Raw genomic sequence first — 18,674 nt, 5'->3', positions numbered from 1 at the left:
AACGCCTAAACGATAATCCGTTTAAGCGTTTTTTTATGGGTAATAATTTGTCGCTCAGTAATAAGTCACTTTTTTCACTTCACGTGGCTTTATCTCACCTATGTACAAGTCGTGAACGCGTTTCATATTAAGTTCAAGCTCAGTTATATACATATCATTTACGGCATATGTTTTTATAATTTGTGCGCCTTTAATAATACCTTGTACCTTGCTTTGTAAATAATCATCTTGGGCAACAGAGCCTGCAACGGTTGTACCTGCGGTAATTTTTTGCCCGTATACTTGCTCTGTTAGTTCGCGGTATGCTTCTAGCTTTGAAGCCTTAATCGCCATAAGTTGTTTTTGAGTGTCATTACTTCCCGACTGCAAACTAATGGGCGCGTACCCTATTGCTTTTAATACAGGGTAATTATTTGGCTCAACATATTTATATTCAACGTGCTTATCAAATAAATTGCTACAACCGCTTAACGTTAAGCAGCCTAATGTGATCATTAATGGCATTACTCGCATCATACAGGGCCTTTAAAAACTAATTAAACTCAGTTATGCACGTTTAATGCCAGTGATACCTATATTCTGTAACAACAAATAATAGTGGTACATTACTTGCTGAGATTCATTAACGCTAACGTTTAATTGGAGTAAGAGTATGAAATCGTTTTTAAAAGCAGTATTGGCAGGATTAAGCACCACTGCGGTATTAACGTTTTCACCTTTTACCCACGCTCAGTGGTATGAGTCTACAGGCCATGCGGTTATTCAAAATAGCGACATTCCCGGTGCAAAGGCCGCTGCAATAAAAGATGCGATTACCCAAGCCCTTGTATTCTCTGGTGCGCGGGTGAGCTCGGTGCAAACCCTTGTTGATGGTATTTTAACCCAAGATCAGCTAAAAATAAGTAGCCAAGGCGAAATTCAAAAAATAGAGCTCGTTAGCGAAAACCGCAGTAGTGATGAGTTTGCAATTACCTTACGCCTAGATATTTTTGCGCAAACTGAACTGTGCCCGCAAAGCAACTTTAATAAGTTTATAGCTGTCACGCAAAGCCAACTAACAAATCGTGAACAAGCGAGAATGGGTCAAATATTTGACATTAACAAAGCAGTCAGTAAAAACATTTATACCTCGTTGCAAAAATCAAAAATGAGTGCAATACCCGTTGCCTATTTCAACAAAGCTATAAAGGTTGATACCTACTTTAATCAACAGCATGACTATTCAAACAGTCAGTTAGAAGAAATTTCATCACGCAGCAATGCGCAATATGTGCTGTTAAGTCAAATAACCAGTTTATCTACCAGCGATAAACTCAATAGCGACTATGCGTTTTGGCAAGATGAAAGCTATCAGCGCCACTACCAAATAGAGTTTAGCTTATTTAATGGCACCACTTACGAGCCGTTATGGCAAAAGAGCTATCAAAGCCAAGCAATTTGGCCATTTGAAAAAACAGCCATTATTGATGTAAATAGTAATCGGTTTTGGCAATCACCTTTTGGCCAAAGCATTAGTGATATAAACCAAACCTTAAGTTACGACCTACAAGCAGCCATGGCCTGTCTACCTACTCAAGGTAAAATAATGCATATGGAAAACAATAAATTAGTGATTAATTTAGGTAAGGCTCATGGCTTAGAAAAAGGCCAACAACTGAGTATTGCCCATCATAATTATTTAACCGACGCACAAGGCAACACTATGCCGCATACCATCACTACACTTAACCGTATACGAATTGAGCAGCTTTATCAGCACAGCGCTATTGCCGTCAGTATTAATGATCAGCCTTTGCCGGGCGTACAAATTAATGACATTGTAGAGATTGCCGAGCAATAGCCGCATGTAAAATGCTAAAGCGCCTCGCTTAGTTTAGCCTTTAAATTAGAGTGGGCGCTTAACCACTGAGCCAATTGCTCAACCCCAGATAAGTGCGGGTAATGCTTTCTACATGCAAATACAATATTACGTTGTTGATTAGGAGAAATAGGCAAATAATGAATACCCACTCGTGGTATTGCTGCAAGTTTTGGCACAAACGTAACACCATCATCCATCGCCACCAGCGCCAATAAAGTCTCAAGGCTATTTCCTTGATACTGGCTGGAAACATCTACCCCTGCCGAAAAACAAAACTGCTGGGCTTGATCTTTAAAGCAATGGCCATCACTTAACATTAATAGGTTGCAACCTTGCAGGTCTTGCAGTGCCACTTTTTTATGCTTACACAATGCGTTATCGCTTGATACGGCAACTAAAAAGTCTTCTTTATATAAATCAATGGTATGGTAACTTTTAAGTTCAGGTACATCCGCTAAAATTGCAAAGTCGACTTCACCACTTTCTAACGCAGCTAAAATAGTGGTTGTTTGCATTTCAATAAACGAAAACTGGCTATTTATAAACGCTGCTTTCATTGATGTTAGTAGCGTAGGTAATAAATACGGCGCAATCGTTGGAATAATACCAATGGTTAGCTTACCCTGCAGTGGTTCATTAGATGTTGCTGCCAGCTCTTTTAATATTTGTATTTGCTCTAAAACGACAGCTATTTGTGTCAATAAACGTTCACCTTTGGCAGTTAAGGTAACGTGCTTGGTAGAGCGGTCAAAAATAATAACGCCTAATTCTTGTTCCAGCTTTTTAATTTGCCCACTTAAGGTAGGCTGGCTTACAAAGCAGGCATCGGCTGCTTTACGAAAATGCTTATAGTGGGCAACCGCTTTGATATACTCTAAATCTTTTAAGTTCATATTTACACTCAACCTGATAGCTTATACCTATCAGTTTAATACAAACAAACGATTGGAACTATATTTAATTGTTCGCCATAATGGCTATCAACAAATCAAGAGGAACTAAAAACATGTTAAACAATATTGAAGGTCAAACAATCCCAAACGTAACATTCGCAACGCGTCAAAACGACGAATGGAAATCAGTGACTACAGACGACATTTTTAAAGGTAAAACGGTTGTTGTGTTTTCACTACCTGGTGCATTTACACCAACGTGTTCATCAACTCACCTACCGCGCTACAACGAGTTAGCCGGTGTATTTAAACAAAATGGCGTTGATGACATTGTTTGTGTATCAGTAAACGATACCTTTGTAATGAACGCATGGGCTGAACATCAAGAAGCGCAAAACATTACTTTATTACCAGACGGTAACGGCGAATTTACTGACGGCATGGGTATGCTAGTTGATAAAAACGATTTAGGTTTTGGTAAGCGCAGCTGGAGATACTCTATGCTGGTTAAAGATGGCGTAATAGAGAAGATGTTTATTGAGCCAGATTTACCAGGCGACCCGTTTGAAGTATCTGACGCTGACACTATGCTTGATTACATCAACCCAACTCAAGTAAAACCAGAAGCAGTTACTCTATTTACTAAGCCTGGCTGTCCTTTCTGTAAAAAAGCAAAAGAGCTACTTACAGCTAAAGGCTTTGCTTTTGAAGAAATTGTAATGGGCGCTGGCGCATCACTTACCAGCCTTAAAGCGGTATCGGGCCGTGAAACCGTACCACAAGTATTTATTGGCGGTAAGCACATTGGTGGCTCAGACGACCTAGAAAAATACTTTGCTTAATTAAGTAAATAAAACAGGGGCTGCAACGCCCCTGTTTATTAAAGGAAAAACACTATGAAAGAATTGCAAACCGACGTTGTTGTTATAGGTGCAGGTACCGCTGGTTTAAGTGCCTACCGTAATGCTAAACAATTTACTCAAAACGTACTTATGATTGAATCTGGCCCTTACGGTACAACCTGCGCACGTGTTGGTTGCATGCCAAGTAAATTATTGATTGCAGCAGCAGAAGCCGCGCACTCAATAGAAATGGCCCCTGCCTTTGGAGTTCACAGCTCAAAACCGGTAATTGACGGTAAAGCCGTTATGGCACGAGTAAAAAGTGAGCGCGATCGCTTTGCAGGATTCGTAGTAGAAGCCGTAGATGAAATACCTAGCGAAGATAAAATTCGTGGCTATGCACAATTTTTAGACGCCAACCGCGTACAAATAGACGACCACACCATTATTACTGCCAAACGCTTTGTAATTGCAACGGGTTCACGCCCATCTTACCCTGGCGTATTTAATAACTTTGGCGACCGACTGATTATTAATGACGATGTATTCGACTGGGATGATTTACCAGAATCAGTAGCCGTATTTGGCCCTGGCGTTATAGGCCTTGAAATTGGCCAAGCGTTGCACAGATTAGGCGTAAAGGTAAAACTATTTGGCGTAGGTGGTGCCATAGGCCCATTAACCGACCCCGTGGTTAAAGATTACGCTAACACCGTATTTGCAGAAGAATTTTATGTTGATACCGACTCAAACGTATCAGACATGAAAAAAGTAGGTGATAAAGCCCAGCTTACCTACACCGACAAGCAAGGTGTTAAACATACTGAGCAGTTTGACTATGTACTGGCTGCAACCGGGCGAGTACCAAACACCGATAAGCTAGGGTTAGAAAACACCGGCATAGAGCTTGATGAACGTGGCGTACCACTCGCTGATGCCCATACTATGCAATGTGGCGACTCTCACATATTTATTGCCGGCGATGCCAGTAACATGATCCCACTGCTTCACGAAGCATCCGATCAAGGCACTATCGCAGGGCAAAACGCAGGCCGCTACCCTCAAGTGCGTGCTGGTTTACGTAGAGCTAAAATTGCCGCTGTGTTTAGCGACCCACAAATAGCCATGGTTGGTGAAAGCTTTAAAGAAATTAGCCAACGATTAGGAAGCTGTGATTGCTTTGAAATAGGCGAAGTTAGCTTTGAAAACCAAGGTCGCAGCCGCGTTATGCTAAAAAACAAAGGGCACATGCGCGTATATGCCGAGCACGGTACCGGTTTATTTTTAGGTGCTGAATTTATAGGCCCACAAGCAGAGCACATTGCTCACTTACTTGCATGGGCTGTACAAAACAAAATGACTGTACCACAAATGCTAGATATGCCTTTTTATCACCCTGTTATTGAAGAAGGCCTGCGCACGGCACTGCGTGATTTAAACGCTAAATTAAAATTTGGCCCAGACATTCTTAACCATTGTATGGAATGTGGCCCAGGCGCATAACACATCACTAATACACACTTGCTACTCAAAGCCAAAACCATTGTTTTGGCTTTTTTTTATGTTAAAAACTGGTATATAAAATGGCGTTTAAACTGCTACATTCAGATTAATAAACAAACAAAAATGGACCGAAAATGAGCAATAATAAATATAGACTTGTCACTCGAAGCGATTTTGACGGCCTAGTGTGTGCCGTATTACTTAAAGATTTAGATTTAATCGACGATATTTTATTTGTGCATCCAAAAGACATGCAAGACGGTAAAATAGCCATTACCAGCAACGATATTACCACTAACCTCCCCTATGTTGCCGGTTGTCATATTGCATTTGATCATCACTTGAGTGAAACCGTTCGTAACGCAAGCGATATAAAAAATCACATTATTACCCCAGATGCGCCCTCTGCGGCACGCGTTGTATACGACTATTATGGCGGTGCAGAGAAATTCCCTAATATTTCAACTGACATGATGGAAGCGGTCGATAAAGGGGATTCTGCACAATTTTCAAAAGACGAAATTTTAAACCCAACAGACTGGGTACTGATGAACTTTATTATGGATGCGCGTACAGGACTTGGCCGTTTTCGTGAATTCAAAATTTCTAATTACCAGTTAATGATGAAGTTAATTGACGCCTGTAAAGATCACAGCATAGAACAAATACTAGCAATGGAAGATGTTGCCGAGCGTGTTGCGTTATACCACGAGCACAACGCACAAGCTAAAGAGCAAATAGACCGCTGCTCATCAGTACACGACAACTTAGTGGTACTCAATTTAACCGAAGAAAAAACCATTTACGCTACTAACCGCTTCGTTATTTACGCCATGTTCCCCGAGTGTAATATCTCAATTCATAAAATGTGGGGGCTTAAAAAGCAAAACGTGGTGTACGCCATTGGTAAATCAATCACCAACCGTAGCTCAAACACCAATGTGGGCGAGTTATGCCTTAAATATGGCGGCGGCGGCCATTTAAATGCTGGCACTTGCCAAGTAGAAACCAGCAAAGCTGAAGAAGTATTGAGTGAGCTGATTGCTACAATTACCAGTGATGGCTGAGTTATAGCTTCGGGGTTCGGGGTTCGGGGTTCGGGGTTCGGGGTTCGGGGTTCGGGGTTCGGGGTTCGGGGTTCGGGGTTCGGGGTTCGGGGTTCGGCAAAGTATTTTATAAAGCGGGCTAGTTGATAGCTCGCTTTTTTATATGAAAAATTTAATGGAGAGCTTCGTTGAGCTGTGAACCAGTCATTCAGGCGAGTCGTAATTGTCTTAGTAATAATAAAAGGATATTCTTCCCTTTTTCACATATTTAAATAAGTTCATAAAATAAGGATGTTTTCACGCTAAAATAGGAAAAGTGTCCTCAGACAAAGCTGTTATATAATAATTGGAATCTTATATGTGGATTAAAAAATTTTGGAAACCTCTTTTGTCTTTATTAGTGGTAGTAACAACGTTAATCGTCGCCATATTTTCATATGTGAGCGTTTTTAATGGTTCATTATCCAAAAATTCCAATGACTGGGGAGCATTTGACAGTTATTTGAGCGGTACTGCTGGTGTTGTGATTGCACTGTTTGCCGTCATCTGGCTTATTTATTCGGTAAGCATCCAAAAGGAAGAAATTGAAAAACTTAAAATTGAATTAAATAAATCAGCAATAGAACAAGAGCAACAGACTGAAATTAGCGCTTTAACTGCATTAATTAGTTCTTATGGCACTTCTGCTCAGGTTACATAATTGAAGCTAAATGGTTGTAATGACGGAACTAATCATATCTCAAACAATGAATCAATTACTTCTATAAAGACCCAGTTAGAGCATGAGCTTGCAAATGTAAATGAGTATACCGCTAATCTGGAAGCAAAACTCGTACAACTTACATAGTAATACATTTTTGTCGGATGTTGTGGCTTAGCTTCACCACTTATCCGACCCAAGTCAAAAGGTAGGTTGGTTAAGCCGAAGGCGCCACCCAACAGGCTTTCAAATTCACTTTTCATCCGCAAATGGCACATAGCTGACATTGCTACAAATAGACTACATAGAGTTGATATAGTAACAAAGAAAGAGCGTAACTCATTGATTTTATTGGTGGCCCCTACAGGAATCGAACCTGTAACTGCCCCTTAGGAGGGGGCCGTTATATCCATTTAACTAAGAGGCCACGCTGGGTGCTAAGTACTAAGTGTTTAGAAATTATAACGGTATCTGGTTTTTTATATCAAGCCTCAAATTAAGTTAATTGCTTGATAAATATATATCTTCTTTATTTAATACGTAAAGCGGTATAAATGTTCGGCTGCTGGCGGCAAGGCGCTTATTTTCAATATTTATCACGCGAGCGTTAACAACAACCCCATCTGCACGGTAAATTAATGTACCCGATAAAACATGGCTGGCTATATTCGTACCTGCAAGCTTGCGAGTGTTTCGGGTGAATGCAAAGTCGCCTTGTTCATTAACGGTAATTAAATTGGCTGTTTTAAAATCAACCGCGCTATAACCAAACTTTTGTAGCTGATGTATAAAAGTTTCTGATAACTGATTACCTAACTGGCTTGCTGTAGTTAAACTTGCGTCTAAATCAACGAACGACGTGACTGCAATCGCTGCATCTTGCGGGACTACTTGCATGGTGTCGGTTAAATCAAGTGCCATTTGCTCTACGTAGTTAACTAAGCTTTTATGATGCTTGTTAGGGTTAAACTGCGTTGTATCAGCATATTGCTCTTGCTCGTCATTGCGCTGCATTTGCGACATGATTTGGTTAAAATCAAGATCACTTACCACTGTTTGCTCTGGCTCAGATTTGGCGGATTCAGCCATGTTAGATTCACTTAGTAAATTACAGCCTGAAAGTAATAGTGATAATGCACTTATGCTAATTAAAGCTGAGCGCTTAGCTAAGTTAGCCATGATAAACCTCACTTACTCGCCTGTTTAAGCATAATGCCATCAGCACTGTTACTGCTATTTAGCGCATCAACAACTGATTGCGGAATAAAGCCCTGTGCAGAGCCTACAACCGCTTTACTCGCTAAACCAACAATACGTGCGTTTACTAATATGCCGCCTTGGTGGTTTACTAACGTGCCTGCTAATACGTAACTAAAGTTTTGTTCTTGGTTAAGCTCTAAATAGTCGCGGCTAAAAACAAAATCGCCACCAGGGGTTACACGCATATAATCGGTGGTTTTAAAATCGATTACCGGTACACCAAAATTATGTAGCTCATGCATAAAGCTCTCGGCAATTTGATTGCCCACTAAGTCAGCATTGTTATAGTCACGGTCTAAAAATACAAAGCTCGATACCGCCAATGGCGTTTTAGTATTTACGTACTGTAAATTTTCAGCCATGTCTTGCATGATGCCACGCACATAGTGATTAATATTTTTGCGTGTTGGCGTGTTAACTTGTTTGTTTTTATTCATCACTGCTGTTTTATTTTGATACAGCGAGTCGCTTTGTGTAGGTGCGGCTACAGGGCGTTGCTCAAAAAACATAGGTGCATCGTCGGTAATTTGTGTGTCACTATGGTTTTTCATTTGTGAACAACCAAAGCCTAGTGGCAAACATAAAGTTAATAGTAGGCGTTTCATGTGCGCTCCTAATTAATATTCACTGCGGTAAATATAGTCACCGCGCTGCTGTATTTTTTCATTGCTCCACATCACATTGATGGGAATTTCAGTACTGCCGGCAGATACAACTTGATTAGTTTGCATATTTACCATGCGCGCGTTAACAATATAAGCATGCTCTTGACGGGTTAAAGTACCGGTGATGACAAAGTCAATAATCTGACGCTGCTTTAAATTGCCAGTATTGCGGCTAAGTACTGAGTCTGCACTCGCTGATAAGTTAAGTTGGTTTTCAAGCCGGTATTCAACCGTGTTATAACCTAATTGGGTGAATTGAGTTATTAAGCTTTCCTGAATTTGCTGGCTAAGCCCTGCCCCTTGCCCTTGAGCAACATGAGAATCTAGGGCATCTGCTAAATAAAAGCTACTGACCGCAATTGAAGCGGTGCTTTTAAAAGGCTCTTTAATATGGCTAAGCTGGGCACTCAAGCTATTTACGTACTGGTTAAGCGTATAAGGTGCCATAACCGCTTTAGGCGCATCAGTGCTTATACTTGGCTTTGGCTGAGGTGTTAAACTACAGCCCGCTAAATTTAATAATAGTAAGGGTAACAAAAGGCGCATAGTTGCCATCCTCTAAAAACATAATAGTTACAAAGCAATTATTATGCCTAACACCCTAGATACATATTTATTTTAATGGCTGCTGCGTGTAATGGCTCACAATGCAGTTGATTTGGCGCTGTTTTAGTTTATCGCAATCAGCAGCGGCATTCGCTTGTTCCTGATAAGCCCCAAGCTTTAAACGGTAGTAAGTAACCCCACTTACATTAATAGTTTCTACATTCGCCACAAATTCGCCCTGAAATAATGAAGATGCGCTGGCTTTTATTTCATTTAAACTTTGGCTAAGTCGGTCTTTGTCGGTAACGGCTGCCACTTGTAAGGCAAATAAGGCTTTAACGGCTTGTTTTTCATCAGCTGCTGCATTCGTTGCCACTTGAGCTTTTTGTGCTTCTTTTGGTGCTACCGTTTCAGCTGAAGCTTTAGCTGTTGGTACTACAGGCGTATTTTTTGATGCAGACCCTTGATTTGCCACCGCATTTAATTGGCTTATTAACAACTTTAAGTCTTGTTCAATCACTAATAAACGTTCAACACCTGCTTTGGCTGCTTGCCACTGCTGAGACGATGCTTTTAGCTGCGCTAACTCCTCGTCAGAAAGGCTTGCACTGGCTTGTTTAGGCTGAGGCGACTCTACTGCTGTTTTGGGACTGCTGCATCCAGATATAAAAAGAGCACCAATACAGGCGATGAGTATTAAATAGCGTTTATATAAATTAGCATGTTGCATGGTTAAACCTTATTGTTATTAGTGGCTAATAAGTTGCGCTTGGACTTGGCAGTTCAAGCCTTTCACCTTTAATTCTGCGCATACTTGTTCAAGCTCTCCTTGGGCAGACTCGGCATAAGCGACGGCTAAAATATACCGCTTTTGTTTATCGTCTTTAATATAAAAAGCATCACGCTTTGATTGCTCATTTAGATGGCGCTTAATAAGTTGATAATACGCTTTCATAATCGGCAATGATGAAAACCCACCCGCATTGGCAATATACGCTGGCGTTTGTGTTTTTTCTTTCAGTTCAAAGTCAACGCCCATTACGACTTCACCTTGCGCTGGTAAATTTACCATTACTTGTTGCGTATCTTTTAAGGACTTACGCTGCTTAAACTCATCATCTATAACCGCTTTATATTCGCCAGGGCGTAAATCGGTAAACAAATAATAGCCATCATAGGCAGCTTGCGTTTGCGCCACTTGCTTACCTTGTTTATCGAGTAATTTAACGGTAGCAAAAGGCTGTACTTCACTGCTGCCTTGCTCATCTCGTTTGTAAACAGTTCCCTCTAATTCACTACTGTGATTAAGCGGTATTTCCATGTATTCGACAAAACCGGCACGGGGCGTAATAGAAAAGCCATCGTTGGCGGCAACTAAAAAAGGCTCACTAATACTACCAGGCTCAATCACTATATCGGTTGTTCTATTCGCCGGCATACCTTTAAGTATCGCTAAGCCATTTTCGTTAGTTACAGCTCGGCGATAATTTTGAACTCCTTTTACCTTAACGCCTTCAATTCCCTTTTCCCCATCATCTTGAATATTGTTATTATTTGAATCAAGAAAAACTCGAACCATTAAAGTCCCTGAATTTACGAGGCTTCTTTTACTTAAAAAGTACTCGTCAGTGTTCGTATCAAAACCGATACTAAAGCGACTAAATAAACCTAGTCGCCAATTATCATCGTCATCGTAGCTCATTGTGCTATTTAAGCTAAAACTATCGCTTTGCCAATTTAGACCCAACTCCATAGAAACTAAATCGTTTATACGGGAGTTTCTTAGTGTGAATTCAGATTGCAAATTCTGAGATAAATTACGGCTTAATTCTGCTTGGTAACCCAGTATAGTCGAACCAGAGTCTGCGCTGTAGTCAACACTAAAACGAGTGTATGTTTTACCAAATCGATGTTGAAGACGCATACTGCCAAGTGTTGTTGCATCGTCTAAAGAGTCAAATTTTCGCCAAATTAAATTGTTACTAACAACGGTACCACCTAAATTATACGATAAGGTATTATCAACACTTAAATATGAGTCACTAAATTCTCTGTTGTTATAGGCGAGCGTATTTTGATAGCTCAAGCTTCCAAATGATTCATCAAATAACTTTCCTGCCGTGTATAGTTGATAACTTTCAGTTTTCGCTGTATCTGTATCACCAACTATTTTTTCATTGTTTTGAGACAGGCTTAAACGTACCGATTGACCAACTAATTCACCTCTAGCTGCGACCTCTAGCTTATCTTCATCGTTATTATTTTTTTCATAATCTAGATTAAGTAATACCTTATCAAATATACTCAGGTTTGAACCAAAGGCATAATTGTTAACATTATCACCCGAATTGCTATTTAATATTGATGTACCAGCATAAACCGATAAATAATCAGTTAATCCCGTTTCATAACGACCCGCTAGCTGCCAACCTTTGCCTTGTGTCGAATAAAGTGACTGATTGAATAACTGCTCACCTTGCTCAGTAATTGACAACTCATAAAACGATTCATCTGCTGACAAACTATTACCATCTATAAAATATTGCTCTGTTTTTCGCTCTACTTGTCCTTGTGGACCATAAAAAATCAGCTCAAAATTATTAGCGCCAAATAATAAATCAATGTCTTCAAATAAATAACGCCCATCAGCTAAACTAAACTGCTGCGCTAGCAGTACATCATTACGGTATAACTCAACATCCCACCCTGGTTGAATAGCACCCGTTAAATTAATTTGATTACTATTAACCTGTTTAAAAAGTGGTTTGTTATCAACTTTTACTCCTCTGGCGTAACTACTATTAAATTGTTTACCGACTTGAGTTGCTAATACATCTCCAAATTGAACAGTTGTCGCATTTAAGGGACCTAATAATCGTGCATCTTTACTTTGACGGCTAAATGATAATCTTGAATCTGATAGTAAATCTTGTTTTCGTCCTGCAAAAAAATACTGAGCATTAAAATAAGCCAAGTCATTTGATCCTAATACAGAGTACCCTATTGCTGAATCCGTATTACTCTTGGTTGCACTAAGCTGCACATCAGCAAGAGGAGATGAAATTGCACTGTATGGACTGGCCTTCCAAGGTAATATTGCTTGACGTGACTCTCTATTAGTTACAGTCTCTCGCTGCTCTCTTTCGCGTTTTAATTCTATAGGCAATTTGGTAGGGGAGCTTACATTTAGCTCAAGTGCTGAATATTCAATATCAATATCTAACGAAAACCACTGCGCTAACAAGTTACTATCAACAAACATATCGCCGTTCTCAGCATAAGCTTGTTGGCTGTTAAATGAATATCTAGCGCCGTTAATTTGTACTGTATTTGTATTTAAGTCTAGATAAAACTGATTATCTTCACGAATAAACCAGCCTTGAGCAATAAGGTCATCGCTATTTATATCGATAGCAAAATCCAGGCTTTCTGAAAAACTTAATAAATCTATTAATACACCGGTTTTACTTTTCACCCCGAGCATTTCACCCAGGTAATTTTTTTTCACGAACGATGAAAAAAATAACAACTCCCCTTCGGGGATACCCTCACCTTGCTGCACATTAAGCTCAGGCTCTGTTCTTTCATTTAAAGCTTGTTCAGTGTTGTATTGCTGCCATTTTTTATCTATTTTTTTTATGCTAGCAAAAATGGCCTGAGTATCAGGCTCTGCTGCTAATAATGGATCAATTGATAAAAAAATGATCAGCAACCACTTTAACCGCTTAAAGTAATACATCGCCTATTTCAAATTACCGATAATTGCATTATTGATTGGCGCAACCTTTTCACTAAAAATAGTATCGCGATATTCTTTAAGTCCTGTATAAATTACGCGAATTTGGCCATTTTTCGGAATATTTTGATCTACAAAAATTGGTATCGTCGCCGTTGTTGTTTTGAGCTCAGGGTAAATACTAAAATCGTTTAACATAGCGATCTTTTTCTCTGTATCCGTTCCTTTTTGCTTAAAGAAAACTTCTAACTTGCCAAAAGAACTAAAGCCACCCTCTCGTAAAATTTCGATCTCAAGCGCCTTTTTTTCTGGGCTGTGTATAAGCTGTAAATTGCTAATATTAACATTAGGTTTTTCAGCTCCTTTTCGCAAAATAACAGGGATAGTGTAACTTAATAGTAATTTCAAATTAATACCCAGTCTTTGTTGCTGGATTTGAGTTTCATTAGGGAGTGCTTTAAATGCTAAGTGAGAGCGGTATTCCTGTTCTATTAAACCTTTTGGCTTTCGAATAGCAAGCTTAACAATCTGCCTTTCTCCTGGTGCTAATCTAACTTGCGATGGGCTGATCCTAACCATATTTTTAAGTGAAGATGAACTTTCTTGATCAGCCGCTAAATTAGCATACCCTCCGCCAGCTAGTGCGACTTTATCTTGCCACTCCAACCTATAAGTTTTTGCTTCATTAGAGTTATTAACAACAATGACTTTAGCAACACGCTGACGCTCATCAAAATTAACTCTTGTTGGGGAAATAAGTAAGTTTGCATAAGAATGGAAGCTAGTTAAGATAAAGCTTACTAAGATAAAAAAAGTTTTTATTATTGTCATTTAATCAACATCTCTAGTTGTCTAATAATTTAGCGTCACTTCAATTGTAGTATCAAAGATACCATCTTTATAATTATTTCCGTCACCTGAGGTACTTAATTGCCCCCCTACTCTCAATAAAGCCGTTCCTGTGGTATCGGTTGTAATGGTCGCATTATAAATGAGTTGATTTAAAATCAGTGGCGCGCCACCAAAAATGTTATTTAGGGGCTGATCACTTACAAAGTCACTCACGTTTACCTGGATACGTGCAGGGTATCCTTCAAGCAACAATTCGGCTGCATGGCCTTTTTCAAGTAAATATATCTTATTGGTTAAGGTGTTTGTGTTACTGGGCAACAAGGTCATAGAGCTAACACTTTGATTATCACTGATAACAATTTTACCAAAATTCAATTGCTCAAGCGGTGTAACTTGTGCGTATAAATCCGTAGTTAAGAAAGCTGCTAGTATGAGTAAAATTAATTTCATAAAGTAGCCTGCTTTATACAATAAAGCAGGCTTTGCCCATTAGTAATTTAATTCTAATGTAAACGTGCCACTGTATGATCCATCGATATAATCACTAGTTGCAGCAACCCCTGTTGTGGTTAATGTTGCACCAAAATTAAAAGTTGCTTCGCCATTTGAATCAACCTGAATGGTCGTTGTAGCTGCGCTATTAGGCGTCGCACCAGTTAACACATAATACGTTGGAGTGCCCAAAGTAAATGCAGCAGTGCCCGCAGGTGCTGTATCAGGCGCAATCGCACTTTCAGTCGGATTTGTAATGGTCAATGTACCAAAAGGAGATACACCTGAAACTGAGAATGAGGCCGGTGTACCTGCTACTAAAATTGCAATTTCAGCTGCGGTTGCATCTGTAGAAGCCGTTGTAGGAGCAGTAGCAGGGTTTGCGGCTACTACTAATGTTGCAGTCTCCGTCCCAGTTAAATCACCTGAAGCCCTGATTGTACCAAAATCTAGTGGTGCATCATTCGTAAAGGTGAATGCGTTTTGAACTGTAACACCCGCTTGAAAAGAAGCAGTTTCTGCAGCCGCACCGAAAGAAAGAACAGTCATTGATGCAGCTAATGCTGCTTTAGTAAATATTTTGTTCATAGTTTTCCCTTAGATATAAGTTGTTAACCTTTTGTTCAGGTTAATTTAAGTATCGGCCAAAATCACTAAAAAGTTAGAAAATATCTACTTTATTTTGATTTATAATAACAAGATGCAAAAATAAACGTAAAAAACCTTAAACTTCCTCTAAAAATGACGCTAAGGTACACTTATTACCCATCCTATAAAAAAATAAACACAGCTGCGCTGCTTGCTGTTGATTTTTCAAAGGGCCTGCTACAACACTATAAAAGATAGTTGATTCTTTTTGTTGCTCATTAATACGGTATTGCAAAATACTGTTTAATTGAGGGTATTGCTCTTTTAGTCGCTGCACTTGCCTTTTGGCCCCATTAGAAATTAAATAGCGACCAATTTGCACACCGTAAATCCCTTCGTTTGTACTGGTAGTATTATCAGCTAAAGCGGTTTCTGATGAGGGTTGTAAAGGTTGCTTAGAGCCATATTCAACACGTTTTACCTTCTCTTTCATCGGCTCTGGTACGGTATCAATATCTGTTTGAGCAGAAAGAGCTTGAATCAATAACGATAAGTCTTCTTCCATGGTGCTTAAGCGCGCTATTTGCTCTTTGTTGTTATCCCATTGCTCTAGGTAAGGTTTTATATCTTTTTCACGCACAAGCTTGTCGCTTTGTGAATCTGAGGGCATTAGCTGGTTGCTGCAACCAGCTAATGCAAATGGTATTAATAATGTTATTAAATGAAGTTTCACTTTAGGCACCCATTACAAAAGACTAGCTATCTAAAGCTATTATGCAATAAAAGCGCCAAGTAATACTGTTTTATAACCTGATTGGTCCGTCAGTGTAGTTACTCACAAAACAGTCAACTTTATAAAATTTAAATACTTCGCAATCATCCTCTGCACTTTTAAAGTTAAAATACTCACCTAATTTTAATCGATAATAGGTTTTGTTATTAACCTTTGCTTTTTCAATATTTGTCGTGATTTTGTCCTTAAACAAAGGCGCTGCTTTTTTGTTAATTTGCTTCCATTCTTTAGCAACACTCTCTTGTGAATCGAGTGACGCAACCTGCAATGCAAATACTTTTTTTGTTGGTATCAACCATTGTCACTTTTGTTGCCATCGATATTTTAGAGGCAACCTTTTTGTTCACCCTAGAACTAATGGCTTTCACTGGCGAGCGAACAGTTCGTTTACTGTAGCTTTTTGAAGGGGCTGTAATTATTTTTGTGGCACGCTAGCATAGCGACTACTGTGTCGCTGATTGTATGGAAGCGTCCCCTTTATAGGATTTTGCGTAGCGGTTACTATATCTTTGTCTCGGTCGTTCAACTTTATCTGAGGTGCTTGCGTAGTTATTGCCATACCTGAGGTTTGCCGAGGTATTAGTCTTAATTGATAAGCGAGCATAACGATTGCTAACAGCCTGATTAGATTACGCTATTGCTTTACTGTTAATAATATCTAGGTGATCAACTAAATATGTGAGCTCACGTTCTAACTTTAATAGCCGCTTTATCCCAGAGCGTGCTTGCTGCCATTGCAAGGCGGCACCTTTTAGTTGAGCAAGCTCGAGCGCTGTGATGGTTACATATTCAGGTGAATCTTTAACTTGTTCATTTAATGATGTTTTATCAGGCGATATCGTACAACCAGTACTTAATAACAACAGTAATACGACTAACAGATATCGGTGATACTTTTTGCTGTATTCATATATTGATTGTTTCTCTTTCAATAGTTTAGACCGCTCAATTAAGTCAATTTTCCATTGAATCAACAAAGCACGTTAACAACAAAACAACCTGCTTTAACATAGCGATTACAGCACAATGTTAAATATGTCTGTATAACTGCAAAAATAGTGATAATTTAAAATACTAAAAAAGCTATTTTACAATCAAAAAAAGCGCCATATAGGCGCTTCTAATAATGATAAGTTTATTTAAATTAACGTTTTAATAAACGTTTTAAGCTCACCGGCGAATTCATCACGACGAAGAGCAAATTCAATAGTTGCTTTTAAATAACCAATTTTACTGCCGCAATCATGGCTTCGGCCTTTCATTGCGTAGGCATCTACTTTTTCATCTTGCATAAGCATGGCTATTGCATCTGTTAGCTGAATTTCATCACCAGCACCTTGAGGGGTTTTAGCCAGTAATGGCCAAATATTTTTACTCAACACGTAACGACCAACCACAGCAAGGTTTGAAGGTGCCTCGTCAACGGGTGGTTTTTCTACCATGCTTTGAATAGGTGAGCTTTCACCTTGGTTTAACTCAACATCACCTAAATCCACAACACCAAATTTATCTACGTCATCTTTAGGGACTGGCTCAACCATAATTTGACTGTGTTTAGTTTGCTCAAAGCGAGTAATCATTTCAGCTAAGTTGTCTTTTGTTAGGTCACTTTCTACATCATCAATAATAACGTCGGGTAAAATAACCACAAAAGGTTCATTGCCAATAATAGGGGCGGCACAGTTAATAGCATGGCCAAGGCCTTTTGCCTCACCTTGACGTACATGAATAATCGTCACGTCCTTAGGGCAAATAGACTGTATTTCGGCAAGTAATTGCCGCTTTACACGTTTCTCTAACGTTGCCTCTAATTCAAAGCTGGTATCAAAATGGTTTTCAATCGAGTTTTTACTCGAATGCGTTACTAGCACTATCTCTTTAATGCCAGCGGCAACCGCTTCGCTAACTACGTATTGAATGAGTGGACGGTCTACAACGGGCAGCATTTCTTTTGGAATTGCTTTAGTAGCCGGTAACATACGTGTTCCAAGGCCGGCTACGGGGATCACTGCTTTCATTATGCTCTCCTTATTTTTTAAACTGAAAATGGGTACTGAATCGCTTCATGGCATTGATAACCAACCACCTCAAAGTCATCACGTGTTACCCATGTTTCTATATCTTCGAGCGACTTAATCTCTGGGTTAATTTTTAATTGAGGAGAAGCAAATGGCTCGCGCTTTAATTGCACATCTCGCATTAAATCTAGCTGATTTTCGTAAATGTGGGCATTGGTGATTTTATGATATGCCTTACCGGCTTTGTGGCCAGTAATTTGTGCAACCAGTGCCAATAAAACAAAACATTGAATTTGATTAAAGTTTAGACCTAGCGGTACATCACAACTTCGTTGGTACGAGGTTAAATACAGGGTGTCGCCTAGTAATGAAAAGGTATGCGTATGCATACATGGGCGCAAGCAGCCAAGCTCAAACTCACCTGGATTATAAAAGGTAATAATTTCACCGCGATCATCAATGCCATTTTTTAAATTATTGATGACCTTTGCCAGTTGATCTAGTGTTGTACCATCAGGGCGTTGCCAGCCTCGTCCTTGCACGCCATAAACGCGCCCCATATCATCCTCACCTTTACGATTAGGATTATTGAGCCAGGCACTATTTTCATTGGCGTTGGCATCCCAAGTTTTACAGCCTATATTACGAAACTGCTCAGCACTATCATAGCCTCTTAAATAACCTAACAATTCAGCAATAGCTGCTTTGTAATAACTTTTTCGCGTGGTGATCATAGGGAACTGATTATTAGCCACATCGTATTCTAAATCAGCGTTTATAACCGTTAAACAACGTGTACCGGTACGCTTATTTTCAACCCATTGTCCTTGGTCAACAATGCGCTGACATAATTCTAAATATTGTTTCATCTAACTTCTT

General features: G+C 39.5%; 18 protein-coding genes, 1 tRNA gene and 1 pseudogene. 5 read left to right on the top strand and 15 right to left on the bottom strand.

The features are described from left to right. Window positions 1-54: 54 nt before the first annotated feature. A complete protein-coding gene (locus tag LOC50_RS02975; RefSeq protein WP_036983405.1) occupies window positions 55-513 on the bottom strand; it encodes an LPP20 family lipoprotein in 459 nt (152 codons plus the stop codon). A 139-nt stretch (window positions 514-652) separates the two neighbouring features. Here LOC50_RS02975 and LOC50_RS02970 point away from each other — a divergent pair, with 139 nt between their 5' ends. Then, window positions 653-1,840 carry a flagellar assembly protein T N-terminal domain-containing protein gene (locus LOC50_RS02970; RefSeq protein WP_250653596.1) on the top strand — a complete coding sequence of 396 codons (1,188 nt, stop codon included), beginning with the start codon at window positions 653-655 and terminating at the stop codon, window positions 1,838-1,840. Window positions 1,841-1,854: 14 nt separating this feature from the next. Here LOC50_RS02970 and LOC50_RS02965 read toward each other — a convergent pair whose 3' ends face one another. Then, window positions 1,855-2,754: a LysR substrate-binding domain-containing protein gene (locus LOC50_RS02965; protein ID WP_250653595.1), complete on the bottom strand. Its 900-nt coding sequence runs from the start codon at window positions 2,752-2,754 to the stop codon at window positions 1,855-1,857. A 113-nt stretch (window positions 2,755-2,867) separates the two neighbouring features. On the opposite strand from LOC50_RS02965, the gene LOC50_RS02960 reads away from it, so the two are divergent. From LOC50_RS02960 to LOC50_RS02945, 4 genes are all read left to right on the top strand, one after another. After that, window positions 2,868-3,596 (top strand): glutathione peroxidase, encoded by a 729-nt coding sequence (locus LOC50_RS02960; protein WP_069438729.1) that lies wholly within the window; start codon window positions 2,868-2,870, stop codon window positions 3,594-3,596. Between the two features lie 54 nt (window positions 3,597-3,650). Then, a complete protein-coding gene (locus LOC50_RS02955; protein WP_214551958.1) occupies window positions 3,651-5,099 on the top strand; it encodes a dihydrolipoyl dehydrogenase in 1,449 nt (482 codons plus the stop codon). 134 nt (window positions 5,100-5,233) lie between these two features. Beyond that, on the top strand, window positions 5,234-6,166 hold the full coding sequence (locus LOC50_RS02950; RefSeq protein WP_250653594.1) for a DHH family phosphoesterase: 933 nt from the start codon (window positions 5,234-5,236) through the stop codon (window positions 6,164-6,166). A 337-nt stretch (window positions 6,167-6,503) separates the two neighbouring features. Continuing rightward, window positions 6,504-6,845 carry a hypothetical protein gene (locus LOC50_RS02945; protein ID WP_250653593.1) on the top strand — a complete coding sequence of 114 codons (342 nt, stop codon included), beginning with the start codon at window positions 6,504-6,506 and terminating at the stop codon, window positions 6,843-6,845. Window positions 6,846-7,197: 352 nt separating this feature from the next. On the opposite strand, the gene LOC50_RS02940 is transcribed toward LOC50_RS02945, so the two are convergent. From LOC50_RS02940 to LOC50_RS02875, 13 genes and pseudogenes are all read right to left on the bottom strand, one after another. Then, window positions 7,198-7,272 (bottom strand) — tRNA-Arg (locus tag LOC50_RS02940). A 74-nt stretch (window positions 7,273-7,346) separates the two neighbouring features. Continuing rightward, window positions 7,347-8,024: a FlgO family outer membrane protein gene (locus LOC50_RS02935; protein ID WP_214552533.1), complete on the bottom strand. Its 678-nt coding sequence runs from the start codon at window positions 8,022-8,024 to the stop codon at window positions 7,347-7,349. An 8-nt stretch (window positions 8,025-8,032) separates the two neighbouring features. Next, window positions 8,033-8,710, bottom strand: coding sequence for a FlgO family outer membrane protein (locus tag LOC50_RS02930; RefSeq protein ID WP_138627451.1), 678 nt, complete (start codon window positions 8,708-8,710; stop codon window positions 8,033-8,035). Window positions 8,711-8,722: 12 nt separating this feature from the next. After that, window positions 8,723-9,316 (bottom strand): FlgO family outer membrane protein, encoded by a 594-nt coding sequence (locus tag LOC50_RS02925; protein ID WP_069440012.1) that lies wholly within the window; start codon window positions 9,314-9,316, stop codon window positions 8,723-8,725. Window positions 9,317-9,383: 67 nt separating this feature from the next. Beyond that, window positions 9,384-10,046 carry an SPOR domain-containing protein gene (locus LOC50_RS02920; protein ID WP_250653592.1) on the bottom strand — a complete coding sequence of 221 codons (663 nt, stop codon included), beginning with the start codon at window positions 10,044-10,046 and terminating at the stop codon, window positions 9,384-9,386. Between the two features lie 18 nt (window positions 10,047-10,064). Further along, complete coding sequence (locus LOC50_RS02915; RefSeq protein ID WP_250653591.1) at window positions 10,065-13,055, bottom strand: hypothetical protein; 2,991 nt, start codon at window positions 13,053-13,055, stop codon at window positions 10,065-10,067. Between the two features lie 3 nt (window positions 13,056-13,058). Next, a complete protein-coding gene (locus tag LOC50_RS02910) occupies window positions 13,059-13,883 on the bottom strand; it encodes a fimbrial biogenesis chaperone (protein ID WP_250653590.1) in 825 nt (274 codons plus the stop codon). A 21-nt stretch (window positions 13,884-13,904) separates the two neighbouring features. Beyond that, the gene (locus tag LOC50_RS02905; RefSeq protein ID WP_250653589.1) at window positions 13,905-14,354 is read right to left on the bottom strand and encodes a DUF4402 domain-containing protein; all 450 of its coding nucleotides are present in this window, start codon (window positions 14,352-14,354) and stop codon (window positions 13,905-13,907) included. A gap of 39 nt (window positions 14,355-14,393) precedes the next feature. Then, window positions 14,394-14,984, bottom strand: a complete 591-nt coding sequence (locus LOC50_RS02900; protein WP_250653588.1) for a DUF4402 domain-containing protein — start codon at window positions 14,982-14,984, stop codon at window positions 14,394-14,396. Between the two features lie 136 nt (window positions 14,985-15,120). After that, entirely contained in the window at window positions 15,121-15,717 is a 597-nt protein-coding gene (locus tag LOC50_RS02895; RefSeq protein WP_250653587.1) for an SPOR domain-containing protein, read from the bottom strand. A 70-nt stretch (window positions 15,718-15,787) separates the two neighbouring features. Next, window positions 15,788-16,640: pseudogene (locus LOC50_RS17415) on the bottom strand (SPOR domain-containing protein). Window positions 16,641-16,916: 276 nt separating this feature from the next. Next, window positions 16,917-17,795, bottom strand: a complete 879-nt coding sequence (gene galU, locus LOC50_RS02880) for a UTP--glucose-1-phosphate uridylyltransferase GalU (RefSeq protein WP_013465615.1) — start codon at window positions 17,793-17,795, stop codon at window positions 16,917-16,919. A 17-nt stretch (window positions 17,796-17,812) separates the two neighbouring features. Continuing rightward, window positions 17,813-18,664, bottom strand: a complete 852-nt coding sequence (locus LOC50_RS02875; protein WP_069440013.1) for a thymidylate synthase — start codon at window positions 18,662-18,664, stop codon at window positions 17,813-17,815. Between the last annotated feature and the right edge of the window lie 10 nt (window positions 18,665-18,674).

Origin of the sequence: Pseudoalteromonas sp. SCSIO 43095, assembly GCF_023650455.1 — a bacterium.
Classification (GTDB): domain Bacteria; phylum Pseudomonadota; class Gammaproteobacteria; order Enterobacterales; family Alteromonadaceae; genus Pseudoalteromonas; species Pseudoalteromonas tetraodonis.
The sequence above is the reverse complement of the archived record's forward strand: the minus strand, read 5'-3'. Positions and strand labels throughout refer to the sequence as shown.

Bases quoted from the DNA above. Each gene is read 5' to 3' on its own strand.
- LOC50_RS02975 (WP_036983405.1), bottom strand. From the start codon at position 513: ATGCGAGTAATGCCATTAATGATCACATTAGGCTGCTTAACGTTAAGC.
- LOC50_RS02970 (WP_250653596.1), top strand. From the start codon at position 653: ATGAAATCGTTTTTAAAAGCAGTATTGGCAGGATTAAGCACCACTGCG.
- LOC50_RS02965 (WP_250653595.1), bottom strand. From the start codon at position 2,754: ATGAACTTAAAAGATTTAGAGTATATCAAAGCGGTTGCCCACTATAAG.
- LOC50_RS02960 (WP_069438729.1), top strand. From the start codon at position 2,868: ATGTTAAACAATATTGAAGGTCAAACAATCCCAAACGTAACATTCGCA.
- LOC50_RS02955 (WP_214551958.1), top strand. From the start codon at position 3,651: ATGAAAGAATTGCAAACCGACGTTGTTGTTATAGGTGCAGGTACCGCT.
- LOC50_RS02950 (WP_250653594.1), top strand. From the start codon at position 5,234: ATGAGCAATAATAAATATAGACTTGTCACTCGAAGCGATTTTGACGGC.
- LOC50_RS02945 (WP_250653593.1), top strand. From the start codon at position 6,504: ATGTGGATTAAAAAATTTTGGAAACCTCTTTTGTCTTTATTAGTGGTA.
- LOC50_RS02935 (WP_214552533.1), bottom strand. From the start codon at position 8,024: ATGGCTAACTTAGCTAAGCGCTCAGCTTTAATTAGCATAAGTGCATTA.
- LOC50_RS02930 (WP_138627451.1), bottom strand. From the start codon at position 8,710: ATGAAACGCCTACTATTAACTTTATGTTTGCCACTAGGCTTTGGTTGT.
- LOC50_RS02925 (WP_069440012.1), bottom strand. From the start codon at position 9,316: ATGCGCCTTTTGTTACCCTTACTATTATTAAATTTAGCGGGCTGTAGT.
- LOC50_RS02920 (WP_250653592.1), bottom strand. From the start codon at position 10,046: ATGCAACATGCTAATTTATATAAACGCTATTTAATACTCATCGCCTGT.
- LOC50_RS02915 (WP_250653591.1), bottom strand. From the start codon at position 13,055: ATGTATTACTTTAAGCGGTTAAAGTGGTTGCTGATCATTTTTTTATCA.
- LOC50_RS02910 (WP_250653590.1), bottom strand. From the start codon at position 13,883: ATGACAATAATAAAAACTTTTTTTATCTTAGTAAGCTTTATCTTAACT.
- LOC50_RS02905 (WP_250653589.1), bottom strand. From the start codon at position 14,354: ATGAAATTAATTTTACTCATACTAGCAGCTTTCTTAACTACGGATTTA.
- LOC50_RS02900 (WP_250653588.1), bottom strand. From the start codon at position 14,984: ATGAACAAAATATTTACTAAAGCAGCATTAGCTGCATCAATGACTGTT.
- galU (WP_013465615.1), bottom strand. From the start codon at position 17,795: ATGAAAGCAGTGATCCCCGTAGCCGGCCTTGGAACACGTATGTTACCG.
- LOC50_RS02875 (WP_069440013.1), bottom strand. From the start codon at position 18,664: ATGAAACAATATTTAGAATTATGTCAGCGCATTGTTGACCAAGGACAA.